Source organism: Robinsoniella sp., from assembly GCF_034124845.1.
On sequence record NZ_JAWYAJ010000006.1, the window covers coordinates 1 to 18,213 of the forward strand.

Genomic DNA, 18,213 nt, shown 5'->3' on the forward strand with positions numbered 1-18,213 from the left:
AGTCCTGTAACGGAATCTGTTCCTTTGCAAATGCCTTTGTATCCAGCACATGTACATAAATTTTATTTCCTTTGCTTGTAGTTCCGTATACGTTATCTACCGGTTCTACAGGACCGCCCCGGGTACCGTAGACAGCCTCGCCATTTTCCTTTAACCAGGTTCCTATTTCTCTCATTCTGGTTTTCACCTCATCAGAAAGCTTTCCATTTTTATCCGGTCCTACATTCAGAAGCAGATTTCCATCCCTGCAGATCACATCTACCAGCATTTTAATCAGCCAATTAAAATCGGATACCGGATCATCTTCCATCCAGCCCCAGGAACAGCCGCTGCAGACACACATATTTTTCTCCCATGGCACGGGCATGATTTTACCGCTGATCTCGTGGGAACCTTCATCGCAGTAAAAATCTCCTTCGTACCCGGAGCGGGGATTTAACAGCGTTTTCGGGTTATATTTTCGGACTGCTTTATTTAAATTTACCGGCTCCCAGAACCAGGCGCTGGAGGTATCACTGCCTTTGTGTGCAAGCCATCCCCCATCGTACCACATAATATCAACAGGTCCGTATTTGCTGCAAAGTTCCTCCACCTGTCCGTAACACTGGTCTTTCATCAGCTTCGCATTATCCGGCAGCCCTTCCGGGTCGAAATATCCCGGGAATCTCCAGTCCATGGGGGAATAATACAGTCCAACCCGAAGACCCGCTTCTCTTGCAGCATCTGTGTATTCTTTTACAAAGTCTCTTTTCGATCCGGTATTGTAACTGGTAAATCCTTCATAACTCGCCGGACTGTCCCAGAGTGCGAATCCATCATGGTGCCTGGTGACCATTACCATATACTTAGCGCCAAAGTCCTTCGCCAGATCTGTCCACTCAGTCATGGAGAAATTCTCCGGATTGAATTCCTGTGCCAGCCCCTCATATTCCTCCTTTGGTATCTGCTCGTTAAATCTTGCCCACTCGCCTCTTCCCAGAATCGAATAAAGGCCCCAGTGTACAAACATCCCTATTTTTGCATCCCGCCACCATTGTAAATCTTCCGGCGGCAATTTCAGTTCCGGGCATTTTACGCCCCCTAAACTCTTTAAATTTATACTGCTTTTCAGCATAGAGCGCAGTTCTGCGCCCGTCATCTCTCTTGGTGTTTTTGCAGCCATTTTTATTCCTCCCAGCGTTTTATTACACACACTTTTATTCGTACAGCCAGTCCAGAGTGTCCAGACCCTCGCCGCCCAGATTGGCATTTCTGGGTTTCAGTGCTATATTTGCAGCCACTACTCCGGCAATCATAAAAGCTCCGGTTCCAAAATAAATCTCATGGACACCTTTTTCATACTTGTATGCATGGATGTTAATGGGCGGGCATGCTTCTGCCTTAATGGCATTTGCATAGATAACGGTCAGCCCTCCACGGTCATCTGCATGGGTGTTTGTTTCAAGGTCCGGCAGCTGCAGCCACTCTACGCCCTTGGCATTCATGTATCCTATCAGCACATACGAATCCTGAGCAAGCTCTATTTTTACGGTTACTCCTTCTTCAATCGCCGCTCCCAGCCCCATACGCACTGCCTGCAGCTTTTTAAGTTCCGGTGCCAGATTGATTACTTTGCAGGAACAGTCGGAAAATACACTGCTGCCCTTTTTCAAATCATAGGTCTCACAGCTCTGATCTCCTAACAGCGTAAATGGTGCCGGTTCCAGGGCATCTGCTGTTACTTCTTCCCCATGATCCTTTGGCAGGATACCCTGTTTTAATTCTGCAAGATGTTTCCTGAAGTTCTCATATTCCTTTTCATATTCCGGGAGACATTCTGTCCAGTGTCCATAGGTTTCCCCATTTGGGAACGGTATCTTTCGCTGGGGAGTCTGCATGCTGTTGGCATAAAGGTAGGTGTTCTCCGTAAGCTTTGCCAGATTCCGGAATTCATGAAGCGAAGCTTCCATCAATTCTGCTGCTTTCTCCAGAAGCGCCACATCACCGCTGCAATTTTTATCCATAGTATATTTATATTTCAGGATCTCCATGGCACCCTCTAACTTTTTACAATAGGAAATGCTCATTTCATAGACAGCTGCCGCATCCGTATACAGGCGTTTCAGTTCTTGATTTTCTTCACCCTCCGCCCGCATCACCTCTTCCATCAGACGCAGTGCCTTTTGGGCATGGGCGCTGACTTCAGAAATCATATCATACGGTGTCTCACCGATATGTGCCTCTCCAGCCAGCTCTTTTTGTATATAATCATCCGGCTGCTCGCCTTTTCGGGCTACGGAATTCCACAGCTCCTTATTGGGACGGTAACGGTTGACATTGGTAAACTGGCTCATGGTCATGCCAAGGCTCATGGTCTGCCGGTTTCCTTCTGTTATCCCGACTCTTCCCAGAATTTTCGGTGCACATTGTGCGGCATTTTCCTGGGAAATCAACAGCTTTCTTGCTGATTCCGGCGATACCCGGTAGTGCTTCGCAAATACATTTACCCAGTGTTCCATCTCTGTATTTTCTTCCCTGTTTGGATTCCAGGCATAACGGAACCATGCTGCAAACCAGATATAATCCCGGTCCATCTGCAAAAGTCTTGGGGATACCTTATCCGGTGCATATGGCCAGTCCCAGTAAAACAGCGGATATAAATGAAGTCCGTTACAGCCAAACCGGTGCTGTCCTGCCTGAACACATTTCTGGATATACAGCGGTGCATTGAACTGGAACGGCTCCAGATCCGCCAGGATATGTATATTCATAATATGTGTCGTGCCCAATCCGCTTAATGACTGATGAATATCCTGCCATTTTCCCTTTGGATAATAGGTGGTCAGGCTTTCCCCGTTATACTTCCACATCGTATAGAGATTGGAATACTTTTTCTTTGCCTCTTCCATGGCACCAATGGGATCGCAGTCATGCCCCCGGAGAATAACCGGCGGTTCTTCTGAAAGCCCTGCTTCTTCTGCGCCTTCTTTTACGGCAGGTATGATGGTGTCAATGAACCAGTCTGTCTTATTCTGCGTTCCCCGCAAAGCTTCTCCCAGACATACCATAAGCCCAATATGGGGAAAGGATTTAATGAACTCCTTAATCGTTTTTCCCGTGTAGTCTGCCACCAGTGGGGTGATTTTACTTTGCAGCAGTTCCAGACCGTGCTTCCGTGCAAATGGCAGGGGAATATGAATGTTGTAGAATTTCAATACTACCCAGATGCCTCTGCGGTCACACTCCTTTGTGAGCCATCCGAATACCTCACGGTTTAACTCAAATTCTTCTTCCGTTACCTCCAGTGCCTCCGGATAATCCGGAACTTTTACCAGGGATGAAAAGGGGTGCCCACTCCAGATATAGAGCACATTACACCGCATGGATAAGAGCATGTCCAGAAACTTTGTCCACATCTCTTTATCATAAAACCATGGGAAACGCTCCGGGGTAATGGGATACTCATAGGCCAGCCTTGGGGGTTCGATCTTGGTCTTTTGCAGCCCTACCGCCGGACCTCTCAGTTTAAATACAGGGGCGTCGCCAAAGGTGATCTCGGTTGGATATTCCCCGTCTCTTTCGATTCTCTCTTTTAATTCCATACAGCCGTATAAGGCTCCGGTATCTGTGCCGCCGCAGATAACAGTCAATTCTGCGGGACAGGTCTCTATATAAAATCCCTCACCTTCCGGCTGGCGGGTGTGGAAAATTAATAATTCATTTTCTTCCATCCACTGCAGAAAAGCATCTTCTGCCAACACGGAAACGTAAACCTTTTTTCCTTTTATATACCGGTATTCTGCCGGTGACTGGGGGAGCTCTGCATATACTACTTCATATCCGGCATCTGACAATGCCTGAGAAATCCTCTGTATGCCAAAGCTGATTCTTTCATTTTTTGTGCTGTTTTGCAGTATTGTTATTTTTTCCATTTCATCCTCCATCTCATTACTAGTGCTGCCCGGCGTCAATACGCCGGTATATAGCGGCACTAATCCCAGTGCGGGTGGCACCATTTCAGTTCTATTGTCTCTCCTGCTCTGCAGACTACTTCTCTTACCTCTGTCTTCCAGGTCAGTTGATAAGTCTTATTGCTTGTTTGAATATTGCTTTTTGACACCAGCGGAGTTAAAGACAGCCTTACAGGCTTTCCATTTTCCCAGTCCATATCAAATCTTGTATTTCCTTGCAGGATGTACCCCTTCAGACTGCCATCCTTCCATTCCTCTGGCAGTGCCGGAAGCAGGATCACTTTTTGCGTCCGGCACTGCACAATCCCTTCCAGAATTGCTTCTGCAATCCCAAAGTTTCCATCAATCTGAAATGGCGGATGCACGTCCAGCAGGTTGTCCTGAATACATTTTTTCAGAAGCTGCCCCACGTGTCCTCTCAGCGCTTCGCCGTCCCAAAGTCTCGCTGCAAAGCACCCCAGCCATGCACGGCTCCATCCTGTGTGGCCGCCGCCATGGGAAAGTCTGGTCCGCAGGGTCTTCTTCGCCGCTTCGAAATAGTCTTTTGCCTCAGGCGTTATCTCATTTCCCGGATGCAGCGCATATAAATGAGAGATATGCCGGTGTCCCGGTTCTATTTCCTCATAGTCTTCCATCCACTCAAGCAGTCTTCCATCCTCCCCGATCATCAAAGGAGGCAGCCTATCCAGCATATTTTTTAGTATATTTTCATCCTCTTCATTCTGTATATCCAGTACATGCATGCTGTCCAGGCAGGACTTTGCCAGCTGCCGCAATACAGCGCTGTCCATCGCCGTGCCCATTGTCAGTGCTCCGGTTTCACCTATGGATGACCGATAGGTATTTTCCGGTGATACAACAGGTCCGGTGACCAGAAGACCATTGGGCAGTTCATACAGATAATCTTCAAAAAAACGCAGTGCCTCTCTCATGATTGGAAATGCTTCCCGTAAAAACCCCAGATCCTCGGTATAGATATAATGTTCATACAGATGCAGGCACATCCATGCGCCTCCCATCACCCAGCAGGGGGAGGCATCGAAGATTCCTTCCGGTGCCGTGCATCCCCATACATTTGTATTGTGATGTGCGCAGAATCCTCTTGCACCATATAGTTTCCGCGCCGTCGCTCTGCCATTTTCTGCAAGCAGCTTCACCAGGTTCAGAACCGGCAGATGGCACTGAGACAAATTTGCTTTTTCCGTAAACCAGTAGTTCATCTGCGTATTAATATTGATGGTATACTGGCACTGCCACGGCGGTTCATAAGAACCATTCCACAAGCCCTGCAGATTGGCAGGCAGCAGACAATTATGGGAAGAGGCAATCATCAGATACCTGGCAAAGTGTACCAGCAGTTCCGTCAGATAATTTTCCCCGGAGCTGTCTCCCTGGCGGAAAGCATTTAGCAGTTCAGCAGTTGTGGTTTTTTCTTTCCCGGTTCCGTATAAATCCAGACTGAAATTCCCGTATAGCAGCCGATGTCTTCTAAGTGTCTCCGGCGGATCTCTTCATACCCTGCAGCCTCCGCCGCATCCAGCCTCTCGCTGATTACCCGGCACAGATCCTCATAGGCCTCTTTACTGTCTTTTCTATTTCCATTCAGACAATCCAGGTAATCCGTACCCGCCGCCAGATACACCACTGCCTCTTCAGCATCTTCCAGATATACCGCATCACCCATTATTTTGGCACGTTCTGATGCAATGCGCACACCACTGAGGTAATGCATTCCACCCACGCCATTCTCACCCCAGTTTCCTGCTGTAGCTGATGGCACCGCCTCCCTGCGTAAATGCGTCGAAGTATAGTGCCTGCTATCTGTGTCAGGCGGCACCAGTGCCTCCCGGCGTAAATACGTCGGTATATAGTGCCTGCTATCTGTGTCAGGTGTGCGTCTGTGAATCGACGGCGCAGTGGGGCTGCGACTAGATTTACAGACGTGCAGCTGGCGCAGATATCGGGTGCTATATAGTGGCGTATCTGCGCCGGGCGGCACCAGTACTCCTGTAAATTCCTCGAAAGGCTTGCGGCTGATATTGGCACTCATGGTTATTTTATGCTTTCCCTTCGCCCGTATCCGTACGGCAAGCACCTGGTAAGCTTCGCTGATAAAATGTTCCCTCTCATACCGTGTTTCATCCAGTTCATAATGAAGGCGGGCAATTGCTTCGTCCAGACAGAGCCGGGCTTCGTATTCTCTTTCTCTGCCGGAATGGTTTAAAAAGCAAAGCCTTAAGTCACCCACCGGCTGATAGGGATTATTGTATTTAGGGGTTGACGTCAGTGCCATCTTTGCCAGAAATGCGGCTTTTTCTACTTTACCTTCCAGTAAAAGTTCCCGAATTTCTCCCAGATGCTTAAGTGCATCCGGATTTTCCCGTTCTCTTGCCGGTCCATAGCACAGTGTCTCTTCATTTATAAATATGGTTTCTTCTTTCAGTCTTCCAAGCACCATTGCGCCTAAGCATCCATTTCCAAGGGGAAGTCCATCGTCCCACTTTCTGGCAGGCTTATTCATATATATTTCATATCTCTTCATCTTTATCCTCCTGCTTACCTCAGAGCGTGTTTCAAAAATGATTCCCGCCATCTGCACGCCCCACTTTGCGGTCCAAATACGCTCTAGGCAGGTCTGCGGTATGTATCAGTCAAAAACCCCGCGGCAGTCGCCAAATGGAAGCTCCAGCGTTTGATCACACACCATGCCGATTCCGGTATGCAATAACCTGCCTCCAGTCATCCCGGCTGAGATAATGTGTACCCGGCCGCAAATGGTATCCGATTCTCCCTTCCTGATAACATGCCCCTGCTTCGGGAAAATGATCCGGTGAAATTAAGCCCTCTTCTCCATACAGATTCCAGACCTTTGAACTTTCCACACAGGACAGGAATTCGGATCCTGGATCTGCCCAGTCATCTCTATCCGCACTGGATACATACAGATGACGGGGTGCTATGAGCGAAAGGAGAAAGTGCTGATCAAAGGGCATCCGGGACAAATCCTTCCGGTAGTTATAAAAATTTCCATCAAACCAGAGTCTGGACCCCATCCCGTAGAGATTTTCTATCTGCTCTCCTGTCTTCCCACGAAACAGAGCGGCACCGCCTGCTCCAGATTCATTGGCAGCCGTCAGGGAAAAACGCTCATCAAAAGCGCCTGCCAGCAAAGCGGCTTTGCCCAGCCGGGAATGACCCATTATTGCAATTCTGCCTGCATCTGCCTCTTCCCTTTTTAAGATATCATCCAGGATTCTGCCGGCGCCCCACGCCCACATTGCTACTTTGCCCCAGCTGTCAAAACGATTTCTGGTACAAAACCTCCCAAGTCCGCTCTGATGCTCATCATAGCAATCGGCAGTAATGTCCTGGTAATAAACACTGGCTACTCCATAGCCTGCATCCAGGATCTCTTCACCGATGCCGTCTGCAATCTCCGGTGTAAATGCCAGATAGATAAATAGGGGAGGCTGCTTTGCATCTTTAGGAAGCATCAGGCGGTAGGGAAAGGATGCATACGAATAATCCGATAGGATTCCAAGGCTAATCGTCTTCACTACTGCCTTGCCTCCATAGGCATCTTCTTCCATTAAAACCTGTCTGCCCTCTGTCTTGTATGCAATTCCGGGGAAGCGGCCACAGAATTCACTGCACAGCAGACTTTTAATTTCTTCCCGTCTGGAAATCCAGCTGCTTATATCCTGAACGGTACCGTTGTTCTTGCTTTTCAATATCTGTGGAAGACTACGTTTTTTTAATTCCTCTTCCAGCAATCCCATCTCATCTTCCGCCTTTCAAAATCAAATGTCCAAACAGTTCATCCAGCCCCGGATTGCATCCGATTCTTCCGGATCTGGAGAGGCTTATCACCAGCAGCTCCCCTTCTCCCAGCGGACAGCTTTTTACAAAAGGAAGGTGCGGCTTTGCCCCGCAGCTTTTGTCCAGTCCCTGCTTGTCATATGTATATATCAGTGCCTCACCCGGCAGCGCTGTCTGAATGGTGTAAGAACCCGTAGCATCTATATAGCCCTTTTCCTGGTTATAGATCATGGAAACAGGATATTCTTTAAAACCCTCTTTGGCTGCTGCAAAGAACAGCTCCCCGCATCCCCGGGTGGATATCTCTTCTTCTCCCATCTGTATCGTCACTTTTTCTTCCGGCATCAGCAAAATGGTACGTCCCCCTGCCCGTGTATGTTCTTCTGCCGCTGTAATGCTGTCAGATCCTAAATCACTGACCACTAAAATATCTGCCTTTTCTATCGCTGTGAATCCCAGTGTTTTACAAATTTTCTGGGCTTCATCACCGATTGCCCTGACCTTTTGCGAATATTTCATACTGATACCGCTGCATACCGCAGACGGGTCTGTGGTACTGCACCTATCGGAAGTTTGCAACGATTTTTGTTTCAAACTCTTATACACCTGTAGCGAAATGGTTTCTGTATTCCGGACATTCCCTTCTTCATCTAGGATAGCCGCCCTTACCTGCACTGCTTGGCTCCTGCTGTTAAATTCCGGCATTTTCTCAAATGTTAACGGAATCTTGCCCGCACATATGGCATTTGCCGCCAGTGCCGTATCCTCTATTTCATATGCCGCAAAGGGCTCTGTATCCTCACCGGCAAATACTTCCACGCGAATTGTCAGAACGTTGTCATGACCTGTATCATTTAACAGCCACGCCTCTACATCCACCTGCTCATCCAGATAGGCTGTGTTCCGTCCGGTATAGAGGTTCACCCGGAGCGGCTGCAGGGATTCCTGATAAGCAAAATACGCTCTTTTCGGCTGACGCCTGCAGTCGGTCAGGGTTTTCATCCACCCCGCTGGCCATGCATCGATGAGCAGATGTATCGCCGTATGATTAATAATATCTCCTCTTCTCCGGTAGGCATCGGTCAGGAGTTTGGTGGCTTTCGCCTGATGAATCTGGCTTTCCCTTACCCAGTCAGCCATATTATTCTGCTCCTCATACCAGTCACCCTGTACCGAATGGGTTTGTGCACGGGCGATTTTATCCGGATACCAGGAACCGTCTGGCTGAGTTTCCAGCCACTCTTTTGGATAAAAGCTTTGCATAATTTCCTCCGGATCCAGCCCTTCGGCACCATATTCCCCGCATCCCATCATCCAGCCTTCTTTGACAGGCGGGAGATACCCTTTCATCAGACGGCCAATTGGTTCTCCATGATTGGTGTACCACATGGTGTAACAGTGGAAATCCGGCATTCCTTCTGCCGTAGGTCCATCATAGTCCCCCTCCACATTTTTAATCACTCGGTCAGGATTTTCCACATAGACTGCCTTTCTGGCAGCCGCGAAAAATGCCTCCAGTTCATCCCTTAACAGATGGCGGTGCCCTTTTGCTTCATAGCGTTTGGAATATTTATCCCCAGGATTTTCCGTACGCCTTATGCACATGGGTTCATTTATAAAAGTAACCATCACCGTAGATACATGCTTTCTTACCAGATGTTCCATTTCCTGTACCTGCTTCACTGCTTCTGCAAATTGCGGCCGTCGAAGGAACCCAAAGAGCGGCAGATCACACTGGTGCATCATTCCCAGCATATCAAAGTAATCATAGATCTCTTCCTGCACCGGACGCTGGGTAACACGGTAATAATTCATATTGCACATTTTCGCAATCAGAATATCATCCACCAGCTGGTCAAAATCCCCCTTCATCACGCACTGCTGAAGATGTCCCATCTCATTGGCACCGCGAAGCACAATGGGACGGTTGTTGAGATAAAACTTTCCTTTTGGAATCGATGTCTCATCGCTGACGAATTTTTTCATTCCAAAGTTCTGGCTTTTACCGGAAATAAATTTACCGTCTTTTCCAAGGTCCGCCTGTGCACCATACAGCCAGGGAGTATCCGGTTCCCAAAGCCTGTAATCCGATACCGGTATAAAGTAGCGGTATTCATTCTTTCCAGGTCCCACGTATGAAATCCTGGTGTGGATATCCCCAATCTTCTGGCCCTGGTAATTCCTGGGCAGAAGTTCTAAGTCCAGGTCATAACCTTCCTTCACCTCATCTGTATAATTTATGACCCCCAGTCGTAATTCCACCAAACCTTTATCAATATCCGGTCTGACAAAAATATCATCCAGGTATACTTCCGGGCGAAGCTCCAGGCTCACCCTGCCAAAAACTCCTGCTCCGGCAGGGCAATGGTGCCATCCCACATCGGGATCATCCCAGCCTGGTCCCGTAGCTGCATAGATTTTATCTCCATCCAGGACCGGACCCACACCAAGTATCGGTACATCATTCCTGCACAGGATAACCAGCTCATTTTCTTCTTGTAAGTAATCTGTAACATCAAAAGAAAACGGAGCAAAAAATCCCTCGTGGCTGCCTACATAATTGCCATTCAGATATATTTCCGCGATATAATCCACGCACTGAAAATACAGAACAGCTCTTTTCCGATTCTGAATGAGCTCTTCTGACCATGTATTTTTATAAAAACATCTGTAATATCCGCTCCACTTTCCATCTTCCAGTGCAGGTCCCCGGTAATCCGGTATAGTTACCTTTTCCCACACCTTTCGGCTATCTCCACGTTCTGTAAATACTTCTCCTTTTTCCCGGTAACGGAAATCAAATTCCTGCAAATCCATGCATTCTTTCCCTGTACTGATCCGGGGCAGATAATTTTGCATGAAAGGACGGCAGCTATTTCTCAGTTTCTCTAAATCCCGCGCAAATTTCTCACGCTGTTCTTCAAACGTCAATTCCCTCTCCCAGGAAATCTTATGCTGATGGCAGTCTTCTTCTGTAAACCAGATATCCGATACCCGCAAAGGCTGTACTTCCTGATCTGTAGTCCCAATTGGATGCTTTGTCATTGCAATCTCATGAAAAAAATCCTGATTAGCCATATTTTCCACCCATGCATCCTGCAGCAAGGAGCACGTTTCAAATTTCTAACTGACCAGTGCCTCCCGGCGTATTTGCGCCCGCCGGCACTCGTGCACTTTATAGGGAATCTGTTCCAAAAACAGGTGGTGTAGTGGCTACACTGACTATTTTCGGTACAAACTCCCCGTGAAGTGCGGTGTGCAGAGGTCAGTATGAATTTTCAAACAGGCTCTGATCTGCAGTACCTCTTTCTATTATTTTGCCGCTTCTGCAGCTGCGTCTTTAAATTCCTGCTGGATTGCTTTGTAGTCTGGAGAATCTACGATACCCTCTACAAACGTTTTCCACTCTGTTTCCCCGATCTGTCCCATAATATACTGTGCACACAGGGTATTTACATCATCTGTCAACACGTTCCAGTTGTTATTGTAAGTCGTTGACTGCAGGTTGCTGATAGCATTTTTCATTCCGGTTTCTTTTAAATCACTGTATACAAAGTCTTTAATCTCTTTTACTTTGGCAATATTTTCATCGGATGCTCTCTTGGTACCGTCTTTCATAAACTTATCTGTGACCTGGTCAGCATCTTTTTTCAGGAAGATCTGATTCCATGCACCTACATAGCCATCCTGTCTTTTCTTCTTAAATACTTCATCATCTGTATTCTTTGTTCCATCTTCTTTTAAGGTATAGTGGATATCCTGAACGCCATCCATCATTACGGAATCATAACCCGGATATGTCTCTTCCGTTGCATTGAACACTTCCATAATCTTCTTGATCTTTTCTTCTGAACACTTAGCGCTGATTGCGATACAGGAGTCAATATCCGTATAGTTCGGGCTTACCGTATAAGCTTTGTCACCCTTAACCGGCATCAGGCACCATGCTTTTAATTCCGGTCCTGTACTTTCATCAAATATTTTATTACTGGTAAGGTCTGCTGACTGATTCCAGTTATACCATGCTGTCAGATATGCTACGGAATTGCCTGCTTTCCATTTTGAAGTATCCGCATTTGCCAAAGCAAATTCAGGATCAATTGCGCCGGCATCGTATAAATCTTTCATCCAGTTCAGGAAATTAATATACTCATCTTTAAACTGCATATACTCAAATTCGCCGTTTTCATTTACAGACCAGTCGGACTGTCCTGTGAAAGCAACTGCAAATGCTTTGATTCTGTCATTCATAAAATCATCATCAAAGTACTCCAGCGCATAAATCTTCTTGCCTTCCCCTTCGGATGCTGCTTTTGATAAGTCGATCAGCCAGGTCTTTAACTCGTCCATAGTCTTTGGTTCTTCCGTAAAATTATATTTTTCCATCAGGTCTTTCCTGACTTCAATACCGGAATTCTGTCCGCTTTCTGCCTTGCTTCTCGGCAATATGTAAATGCCGCCGTTATATCTCGCCTGATCCCACATGGCCTCGTCCCAGTTTTTCATAACTGCATTGGTCTCGGCAATACCGTTTCCATTGTCAAATAAATAAGGTGTCATATCCACAAATGATCCTGCATCCACTGCCTGTGTAAATACCGGATAATAGTAAGAACCATTGCCCTGCTTGCTCACCTGGATTACATCCGGCATACTGTTTGCCGCAATCAGGGTGTTTACTTTCTGATCATAATCCTGGTAGTTCACCCATTCAATTTCCAGATTCACATCAAACAGATCTTCCCAGTACTGTTCCATTTCACTGTTTGCCAGCGGTCCGTACCCCCAGTCGATTCCCATGACTGAAATTGTCATACGATCACCGTTATTCCCGGTTGCTGTGGTTTCCCCTCCTGCTGATTCCCCGCCTGTTGTTTCTCCGGTTCCTGCTTCTGCCTGTGTGCCTTCTGTCTTAGAAGCCTCTGTAGTTTTACCATCGGATCCTCCGCATCCTGCAAGTGCGGATGCTGCCAGCACTGCTGCCAACCCAAGAGCTGCCTGTTTCTTTAAATTCTTCTTCATATTTTATTCCTCCTATATGATCTTTTATATGACTTTTATATAAAACGCTCTGCGTTTTTATCCTTTGACTGCTCCTACCATCATTCCTGTCTCAAAATATTTCTGCAGGAACGGATAGATGATCAGTACGGGTAACACGACAACAACTACCGCCGCCATTCTCATTACTTCCTGGGGAACTGCATTCTGAACGGTTGACTGCACATCCAGTACGTCCGAAATGTTGGATGAAAGTACAACTTTCTGCACATATACCTGTAGAGATGCCTTCGCTGTTGATGTCATGTACATAATGGAGTTAAAGTATGTATTCCAGTAGCTTACAAAGGAAAACAGTGTCATGGTTGCAAGCATTGCTTTGGACAGGGGAACTACAATGGTTCCGAAGATTCGAAGCTGCCCGCATCCGTCAATCTTTGCTGCCTCTTCCAGTTCGATGGGCAATGACTGGAAGAACGATCTCATAACCATGATGCTCCATGCCCCGCATGCAGCCGGAAGGATACATGCAAAATAGTTATCGATCAGTCCAAGGGAATTAATGTTCATAAAGTTTGGTACCATACCTGCCGTAAACAGCATGGTGATCATAACGTATTTATTGAAAAAGCTTTTTCCCGGTATGGGTTTTGATAACATATATGCCAGTCCTGCATTTAAAAAGACACTGAGCGGTACCCCCACTGCTGTTATAAATATTGTTGATTTCAGGGAATTTAAAAATCCTGTTCCGGATAAAATCAATTTATATGCTGCCAGAGACCATTTTTTCGGCCATAGCATAAACTCACCTGCTACATACGCTGTGGAATCGGTAAAGGATAATACTACAACATACAGGAATGGCAGAATCATGGTACCTGCAATGATGATCAGAATGAACCACAATATGCTCTGATAAATATTTTCTTTGGCTTTCATACCCATTTTATTCGCTCTCCTTTCCATCCTCATCTTTACATTACCCCGTCATAACCTTTGCGGTTTGTAATCCAGTTGGTGAAGATCACAAGTGTCGTATTAATTACAGATTTAAATAATCCGATTGCAGTTGTGTAAGAGTACTGTGTACTTCCACTGGCAATACTGTTGTTATATATGTAGACTTCAAATACTTCCAGCTTGGATTTTACCATTGCATTATTCATTAGAAATACCTGTTCAAAATCTACGGAAATGATTGTTCCCATTCTGAGGATTAACATAACGGCTACCGTGGGCATAATACTTGGTAATGTGATTTTCATCATACACTGGAACTTGTTTGCACCATCCATTTTTGCCGCCTCATACAGAGACTGGTCAATTCCGGAAATAGCTGCCAGGTATACAATGGAACCCCATCCGATACTTTTCCAGAGTGACTGGATTACAATAACCAGATAAATCCATTTGGTACTGAATAAATACGCTGTAGATTCATACCCCAGAAGATTTGCAATCTTGTTTACAAGTCCCTGCTCTGTAGACAACAGGAAAAATGTCAAACTGGCTACAATTGCCCAGGAGAGGAAATGCGGAAGGTATACCGAAGTCTGTACCATTTTCTTAAATTTCGCATTTCGAACCTCATTCATCACCAGTGCCAGTATTATCGGCGCCGGAAAAGTCAAAAGACTTAATCCACTGATGATCAGTGTATTTTTTAACATGTTATAAAATTTAGGGTCCTGGAACAGTGCCTGGAAATGTTTGATTCCTACCCATTCGCTTCCCAGTATACCTAGGTGTGGATTGTAATCCTGAAATGCCATCAACAGACCTCTCATTGGCAGATAGGAAAACAGGAATAAAACAATTAAACCCGGTAACCCAAGTGCATAGATCCATCGATATTCATAGATGTGCTTTCTTAATGTCTTTTTGGAAGTGCTTACATTTTTTTGACTGGAAGCCCTCATACTATATCCCTCCCGATTATCTTTTTCAAGACGGCATGTTTCCCGTCTGTTCTTTGTCGTTAAGGAAAGTATAAGGGATTTTTAGAATTTTTTATATAGTATAGATTCAATATTTTTGTACAAATTTCATCTTTTTTTATATTTTTTTCATATTTTTAATATTTTTTAATCCCAATATTTGGAAGCGCTTACTTTTTTCTTTATTTTCCCCCAAATATTTTTTCTTTGCAGCTGGTATGACAACTGCCGCTGCCAGGATTGCTATAAATGCAACTGAAATATTACTGACCATCATTACAATACCTACGCTTTCACTGCCCAGGTTCGTAAAATTCTGTAACAACCACAGGACGGGAACCCGGAACACAAAGACCCGGCTTATGCTGATCAGTAAGGATATTTTCGTTTTTCCCAACCCATAAAGCAAAGCCATTACTGCTGCATTAATTCCAAGCGGCACAAATCCCATAGCCTCAAACCGGAATATTTTCATAATCAGCCTTTGAAATTCCGGGTCGTTTTGGGAAAACATACTGCTGATCTGCTGCAAGAATCCCATGGCAATGGCATAAGCCACAGCTCCGGCAATCAGATTATAAACCAATACGCTCCAGAATGCCTGCAGTGCCCGGTCAAATTTCCCTGCACCGATATTCTGGCTGATCACAGACGCTGCGCCTTCCTGCAGTCCATTTTGAGGTGCAGAAGCAAAACCTCCCAGGTTATTCGAAACGCCCAGTGCCCCTACCGTAAGAACCCCATACAGTGTGCTCATAGAGTTTACCATCAGTTTCCCCATGGAAAATAAAGCCCGCTCCACAATCAGGGGAACAGACTGTACAATCATTGGTCCCGACAGTCTCCTATTAAATGATACAAATCCTATGGAAAATCCAAATGCATTCTTTTCCCGGTTCATTCTGATCAGCCCGATCACCATTAAAGTTGACTGGGAAATAATCGTTGCCAGGGACATGGTCACAATGCTGCCCTTTAGCACATAAACAAACAGTGCCGTCAAAGATGTCTTGGTCAGAATAACAATAATATTCATCTTCATTATAAGCTTTGTCTCGCCTCTGGCACGCTCTATGGCGATAAATACATTGTTAAAAAAAATAATAACCATTGCCAGCAGCTGCAGCTGAAAATAAGTATTGCCCTCTGCAATCAGTTCCGGCGGCGTTTTGGCAAAGGTCAGAATCTGCTTTGTAAACGGAATGAGCAGAAGAATCACTGCAGACAATACACCGCACATGGCATACAGGGTACTGACCCGCTTTTTCACCAGATCATACTTTCCCTCACCGTAAGCCTCGCTTACTTTCAGGCTGGCACCTACCGCCAATCCGCCTCCCACCGCCGAAATAATAGAGTTAATCTGTGCCAGGTACGCAACTGCTGATACGGTGTTTGAACTGATATGGGATGCCATCATAGTATCCAGCACTCCAAATACCTGCCCCAGGCACTGATACACACACAGCGGCAATGCCACCTGCCATACAACCTTCCACATATTCCCGTTCAGAGTAAAATCCCGGAATTTCTGATCCTTTTCCGATAGCTGTGGGTTATTCTCATCCATGATGTCTGCTCCTTTTTGACATGCTCTTGTCGCGAATCTGTAATTTAAACTGTAACTTGAACTGTATTTTACCGCAAAATTTTATTGATATCTACTGGTTTTTCGTGAAATTCTGCTTGAATTACAGATTTTTTGTGTTATTCTAATACGGGAAAATATTCTTAACATTTTTTTACTCACATGTAAGACGAGACGCATTTTCTTATCCTCACAGGTAATCCAGGAACATATTATTATTCAGGAAAGGCAATCTTAAAATGAATCCAGAACATAAAGAACCCGTAAATGATCCCCCGCTGTTTTTTATCAACCAACTGAGGCGTAACAGCAGCTTCCGTATGCCCGAATCTCACTCTCACGACTGCTATGAACTATATTACCTTCTGTCGGGGACACAGAAATTCTTTATTCAGCATACTGTACATGCCATGTGCCCGCATGACCTTGCACTGATCTCCCCGGGACTCCTCCACCGCACTACCTATTCCCAGGTATCCACTCACGAAAGAATCGTGATCATGTTTGATCCCTGCTACATATCTGCACTTACCGATACCTGTCCAGAACTGATCCGGGACAACTTTCTGGGATCCCCCTGTATCCATGTATCCGAACTTTTTCATAAAGAAATTATGCAGACGATCAATCATCTATTTCAGGAGTTTGAACAAAAAGATGAATTTTCCGCCTTGTTAACATCGCAATCCCTCTGCAGACTGCTGGTACAGCTAACAAGGCTCCGGCGGGAAAAACATACGCAGGAGCCTGCCCAATTAACACCGCAGGATGAAGCCATAGGCAAAGCCGCCTTCTTCATCAGCCAGTCTTACTGGCAGTCCATTACACTGGAAGATGCCGCCAGAGAAGCCAATCTAAATCCTACCTACTTTTCACGTAAGTTTAAAGCCGTTACCGGTTTTGGTTTTAAAGAATACCTGACGCAGATCCGCATACAAAAGGCAACTTATGAGCTTCTCCACACAAATGATTCTATTACCGATATTGCAACCCGCTGCGGTTTTGAAAACAGTAATTATTTTGGAGATTTGTTCTACCGGGTGAATGGGGCTTCGCCACGTGCTTACCGGAAAGCCAGAAAGCAGGGATGATTTAGCAAGTTTCCTTCAAGTCTTGACTTTCTCAAAACAATCCGCTAGTATAAAATATAGAAACAGCTGCCGAACGGCGGCTCCAAACTTATGATAAGAAATGAGGCCCTGCTATGTATCGGGTATTAATCGTTGATGATGAACCTTTTGTAATAGAAGGTATGAAAACGGCCATTGACTGGATCGGTTTCAATTTCGAAATATGCTGCAGCACTACCAATCCCCTCCATGCTCTGGAATATCTGGAGAATAATCCTGTGGATCTGCTGATTACGGATATCTCCATGCCCCAGATGGATGGGCTGGAATTGATTCAAAGAGTGCGTAAAATAAACTCCCTGATCTCTATTCTAGTGCTTTCTGCCTACGATAACTTTGAATATGTCCGGACTGCTATGCGCCATGGCGCCGAAAACTATCTGTTGAAGCCCTTGAATCCAGATGAACTGGGCGAATCGATCAGCCGGATTGTCAGCCATTTAAAGGAACGCTCCACCCTTTCCAATACTTACGGCTCCATGATGCTGACCTTTCGAAGTATCTTTACGGAAAGCTGGGTGAAGGGATCTCTCAGTGAAGATGAATTTATAACACGTGCCCAGATGCTTGGCGTAAATCTGTATTTGAATAATTATACGGTGCTGATCTTTACTGCTGATGAGGGCATTTCTCAGACAACCGAGAAAATGTCCCATTTATTTGACTATCTGCTGTCCCTTTTTGTGGGAACCTATATCAGCCACTTTTATTTTGAGACACCTTCACGCCTGGTGTGTATTATCAGCAATCCCACCACGGAACTTCCCCTTGCCAGCCTGTTGTCA

Annotated in this window: 12 protein-coding genes and 1 pseudogene; 2 read left to right on the forward strand and 11 right to left on the reverse strand. The window is 45.7% G+C overall.

The annotated features are described in order from the left end of the window. From ACH2DQ_RS00295 to ACH2DQ_RS00345, 11 genes and pseudogenes are all read right to left on the reverse strand, one after another. A partial coding sequence (locus ACH2DQ_RS00295) for an alpha-L-fucosidase (RefSeq protein ID WP_395025012.1) occupies nucleotides 1-1,162 on the reverse strand: 1,162 nt, incomplete at its 3' end. Between the two features lie 34 nt (nucleotides 1,163-1,196). Further along, the gene (locus ACH2DQ_RS00300; RefSeq protein ID WP_394915095.1) at nucleotides 1,197-3,911 is read right to left on the reverse strand and encodes a hypothetical protein; all 2,715 of its coding nucleotides are present in this window, start codon (nucleotides 3,909-3,911) and stop codon (nucleotides 1,197-1,199) included. A 59-nt stretch (nucleotides 3,912-3,970) separates the two neighbouring features. Next, nucleotides 3,971-5,428: a glycosyl hydrolase family 95 catalytic domain-containing protein gene (locus tag ACH2DQ_RS00305; protein ID WP_395025033.1), complete on the reverse strand. Its 1,458-nt coding sequence runs from the start codon at nucleotides 5,426-5,428 to the stop codon at nucleotides 3,971-3,973. Continuing rightward, nucleotides 5,356-6,492: a glycoside hydrolase N-terminal domain-containing protein gene (locus ACH2DQ_RS00310; RefSeq protein WP_395025014.1), complete on the reverse strand. Its 1,137-nt coding sequence runs from the start codon at nucleotides 6,490-6,492 to the stop codon at nucleotides 5,356-5,358. Before ACH2DQ_RS00310 ends, ACH2DQ_RS00305 begins: the two co-directional genes overlap by 73 nt. A 15-nt stretch (nucleotides 6,493-6,507) precedes the next feature. Then, a pseudogene (locus ACH2DQ_RS00315) lies at nucleotides 6,508-6,594 on the reverse strand (DUF6783 domain-containing protein); the annotation flags it as partial. A gap of 52 nt (nucleotides 6,595-6,646) precedes the next feature. Next, complete coding sequence (locus ACH2DQ_RS00320; protein WP_394915093.1) at nucleotides 6,647-7,729, reverse strand: alpha/beta hydrolase family protein; 1,083 nt, start codon at nucleotides 7,727-7,729, stop codon at nucleotides 6,647-6,649. 1 nt (nucleotide 7,730) lies between these two features. Then, a complete protein-coding gene (locus tag ACH2DQ_RS00325) occupies nucleotides 7,731-10,847 on the reverse strand; it encodes a glycosyl hydrolase 2 galactose-binding domain-containing protein (RefSeq protein WP_394915092.1) in 3,117 nt (1,038 codons plus the stop codon). A gap of 234 nt (nucleotides 10,848-11,081) precedes the next feature. Beyond that, on the reverse strand, nucleotides 11,082-12,791 hold the full coding sequence (locus ACH2DQ_RS00330; RefSeq protein ID WP_394915091.1) for a hypothetical protein: 1,710 nt from the start codon (nucleotides 12,789-12,791) through the stop codon (nucleotides 11,082-11,084). Between the two features lie 57 nt (nucleotides 12,792-12,848). After that, nucleotides 12,849-13,718 carry a carbohydrate ABC transporter permease gene (locus ACH2DQ_RS00335; protein WP_394915090.1) on the reverse strand — a complete coding sequence of 290 codons (870 nt, stop codon included), beginning with the start codon at nucleotides 13,716-13,718 and terminating at the stop codon, nucleotides 12,849-12,851. A 29-nt stretch (nucleotides 13,719-13,747) separates the two neighbouring features. Then, nucleotides 13,748-14,692, reverse strand: coding sequence for an ABC transporter permease (locus ACH2DQ_RS00340; protein ID WP_394915089.1), 945 nt, complete (start codon nucleotides 14,690-14,692; stop codon nucleotides 13,748-13,750). A 136-nt stretch (nucleotides 14,693-14,828) separates the two neighbouring features. After that, nucleotides 14,829-16,280: an MATE family efflux transporter gene (locus ACH2DQ_RS00345; protein ID WP_394915088.1), complete on the reverse strand. Its 1,452-nt coding sequence runs from the start codon at nucleotides 16,278-16,280 to the stop codon at nucleotides 14,829-14,831. 257 nt (nucleotides 16,281-16,537) lie between these two features. Here ACH2DQ_RS00345 and ACH2DQ_RS00350 point away from each other — a divergent pair, with 257 nt between their 5' ends. Together ACH2DQ_RS00350 and ACH2DQ_RS00355 are read left to right on the forward strand one after the other, a co-directional pair. Further along, nucleotides 16,538-17,389, forward strand: coding sequence for a helix-turn-helix domain-containing protein (locus tag ACH2DQ_RS00350; RefSeq protein WP_394915087.1), 852 nt, complete (start codon nucleotides 16,538-16,540; stop codon nucleotides 17,387-17,389). A gap of 113 nt (nucleotides 17,390-17,502) precedes the next feature. After that, nucleotides 17,503-18,213 (forward strand): response regulator (locus ACH2DQ_RS00355; RefSeq protein ID WP_395025031.1); only part of this gene is annotated, 711 nt, incomplete at its 3' end.

Excerpts from the sequence above, each read along its gene's own strand:
- ACH2DQ_RS00350 (WP_394915087.1), top strand. The coding sequence starts at position 16,538 with ATGAATCCAGAACATAAAGAACCCGTAAATGATCCCCCGCTGTTTTTT.
- ACH2DQ_RS00325 (WP_394915092.1), bottom strand. The coding sequence starts at position 10,847 with ATGGCTAATCAGGATTTTTTTCATGAGATTGCAATGACAAAGCATCCA.
- ACH2DQ_RS00345 (WP_394915088.1), bottom strand. The coding sequence starts at position 16,280 with ATGGATGAGAATAACCCACAGCTATCGGAAAAGGATCAGAAATTCCGG.
- ACH2DQ_RS00310 (WP_395025014.1), bottom strand. The coding sequence starts at position 6,492 with ATGAAGAGATATGAAATATATATGAATAAGCCTGCCAGAAAGTGGGAC.
- ACH2DQ_RS00335 (WP_394915090.1), bottom strand. The coding sequence starts at position 13,718 with ATGGGTATGAAAGCCAAAGAAAATATTTATCAGAGCATATTGTGGTTC.
- ACH2DQ_RS00320 (WP_394915093.1), bottom strand. The coding sequence starts at position 7,729 with ATGGGATTGCTGGAAGAGGAATTAAAAAAACGTAGTCTTCCACAGATA.
- ACH2DQ_RS00330 (WP_394915091.1), bottom strand. The coding sequence starts at position 12,791 with ATGAAGAAGAATTTAAAGAAACAGGCAGCTCTTGGGTTGGCAGCAGTG.
- ACH2DQ_RS00300 (WP_394915095.1), bottom strand. The coding sequence starts at position 3,911 with ATGGAAAAAATAACAATACTGCAAAACAGCACAAAAAATGAAAGAATC.
- ACH2DQ_RS00340 (WP_394915089.1), bottom strand. The coding sequence starts at position 14,692 with ATGAGGGCTTCCAGTCAAAAAAATGTAAGCACTTCCAAAAAGACATTA.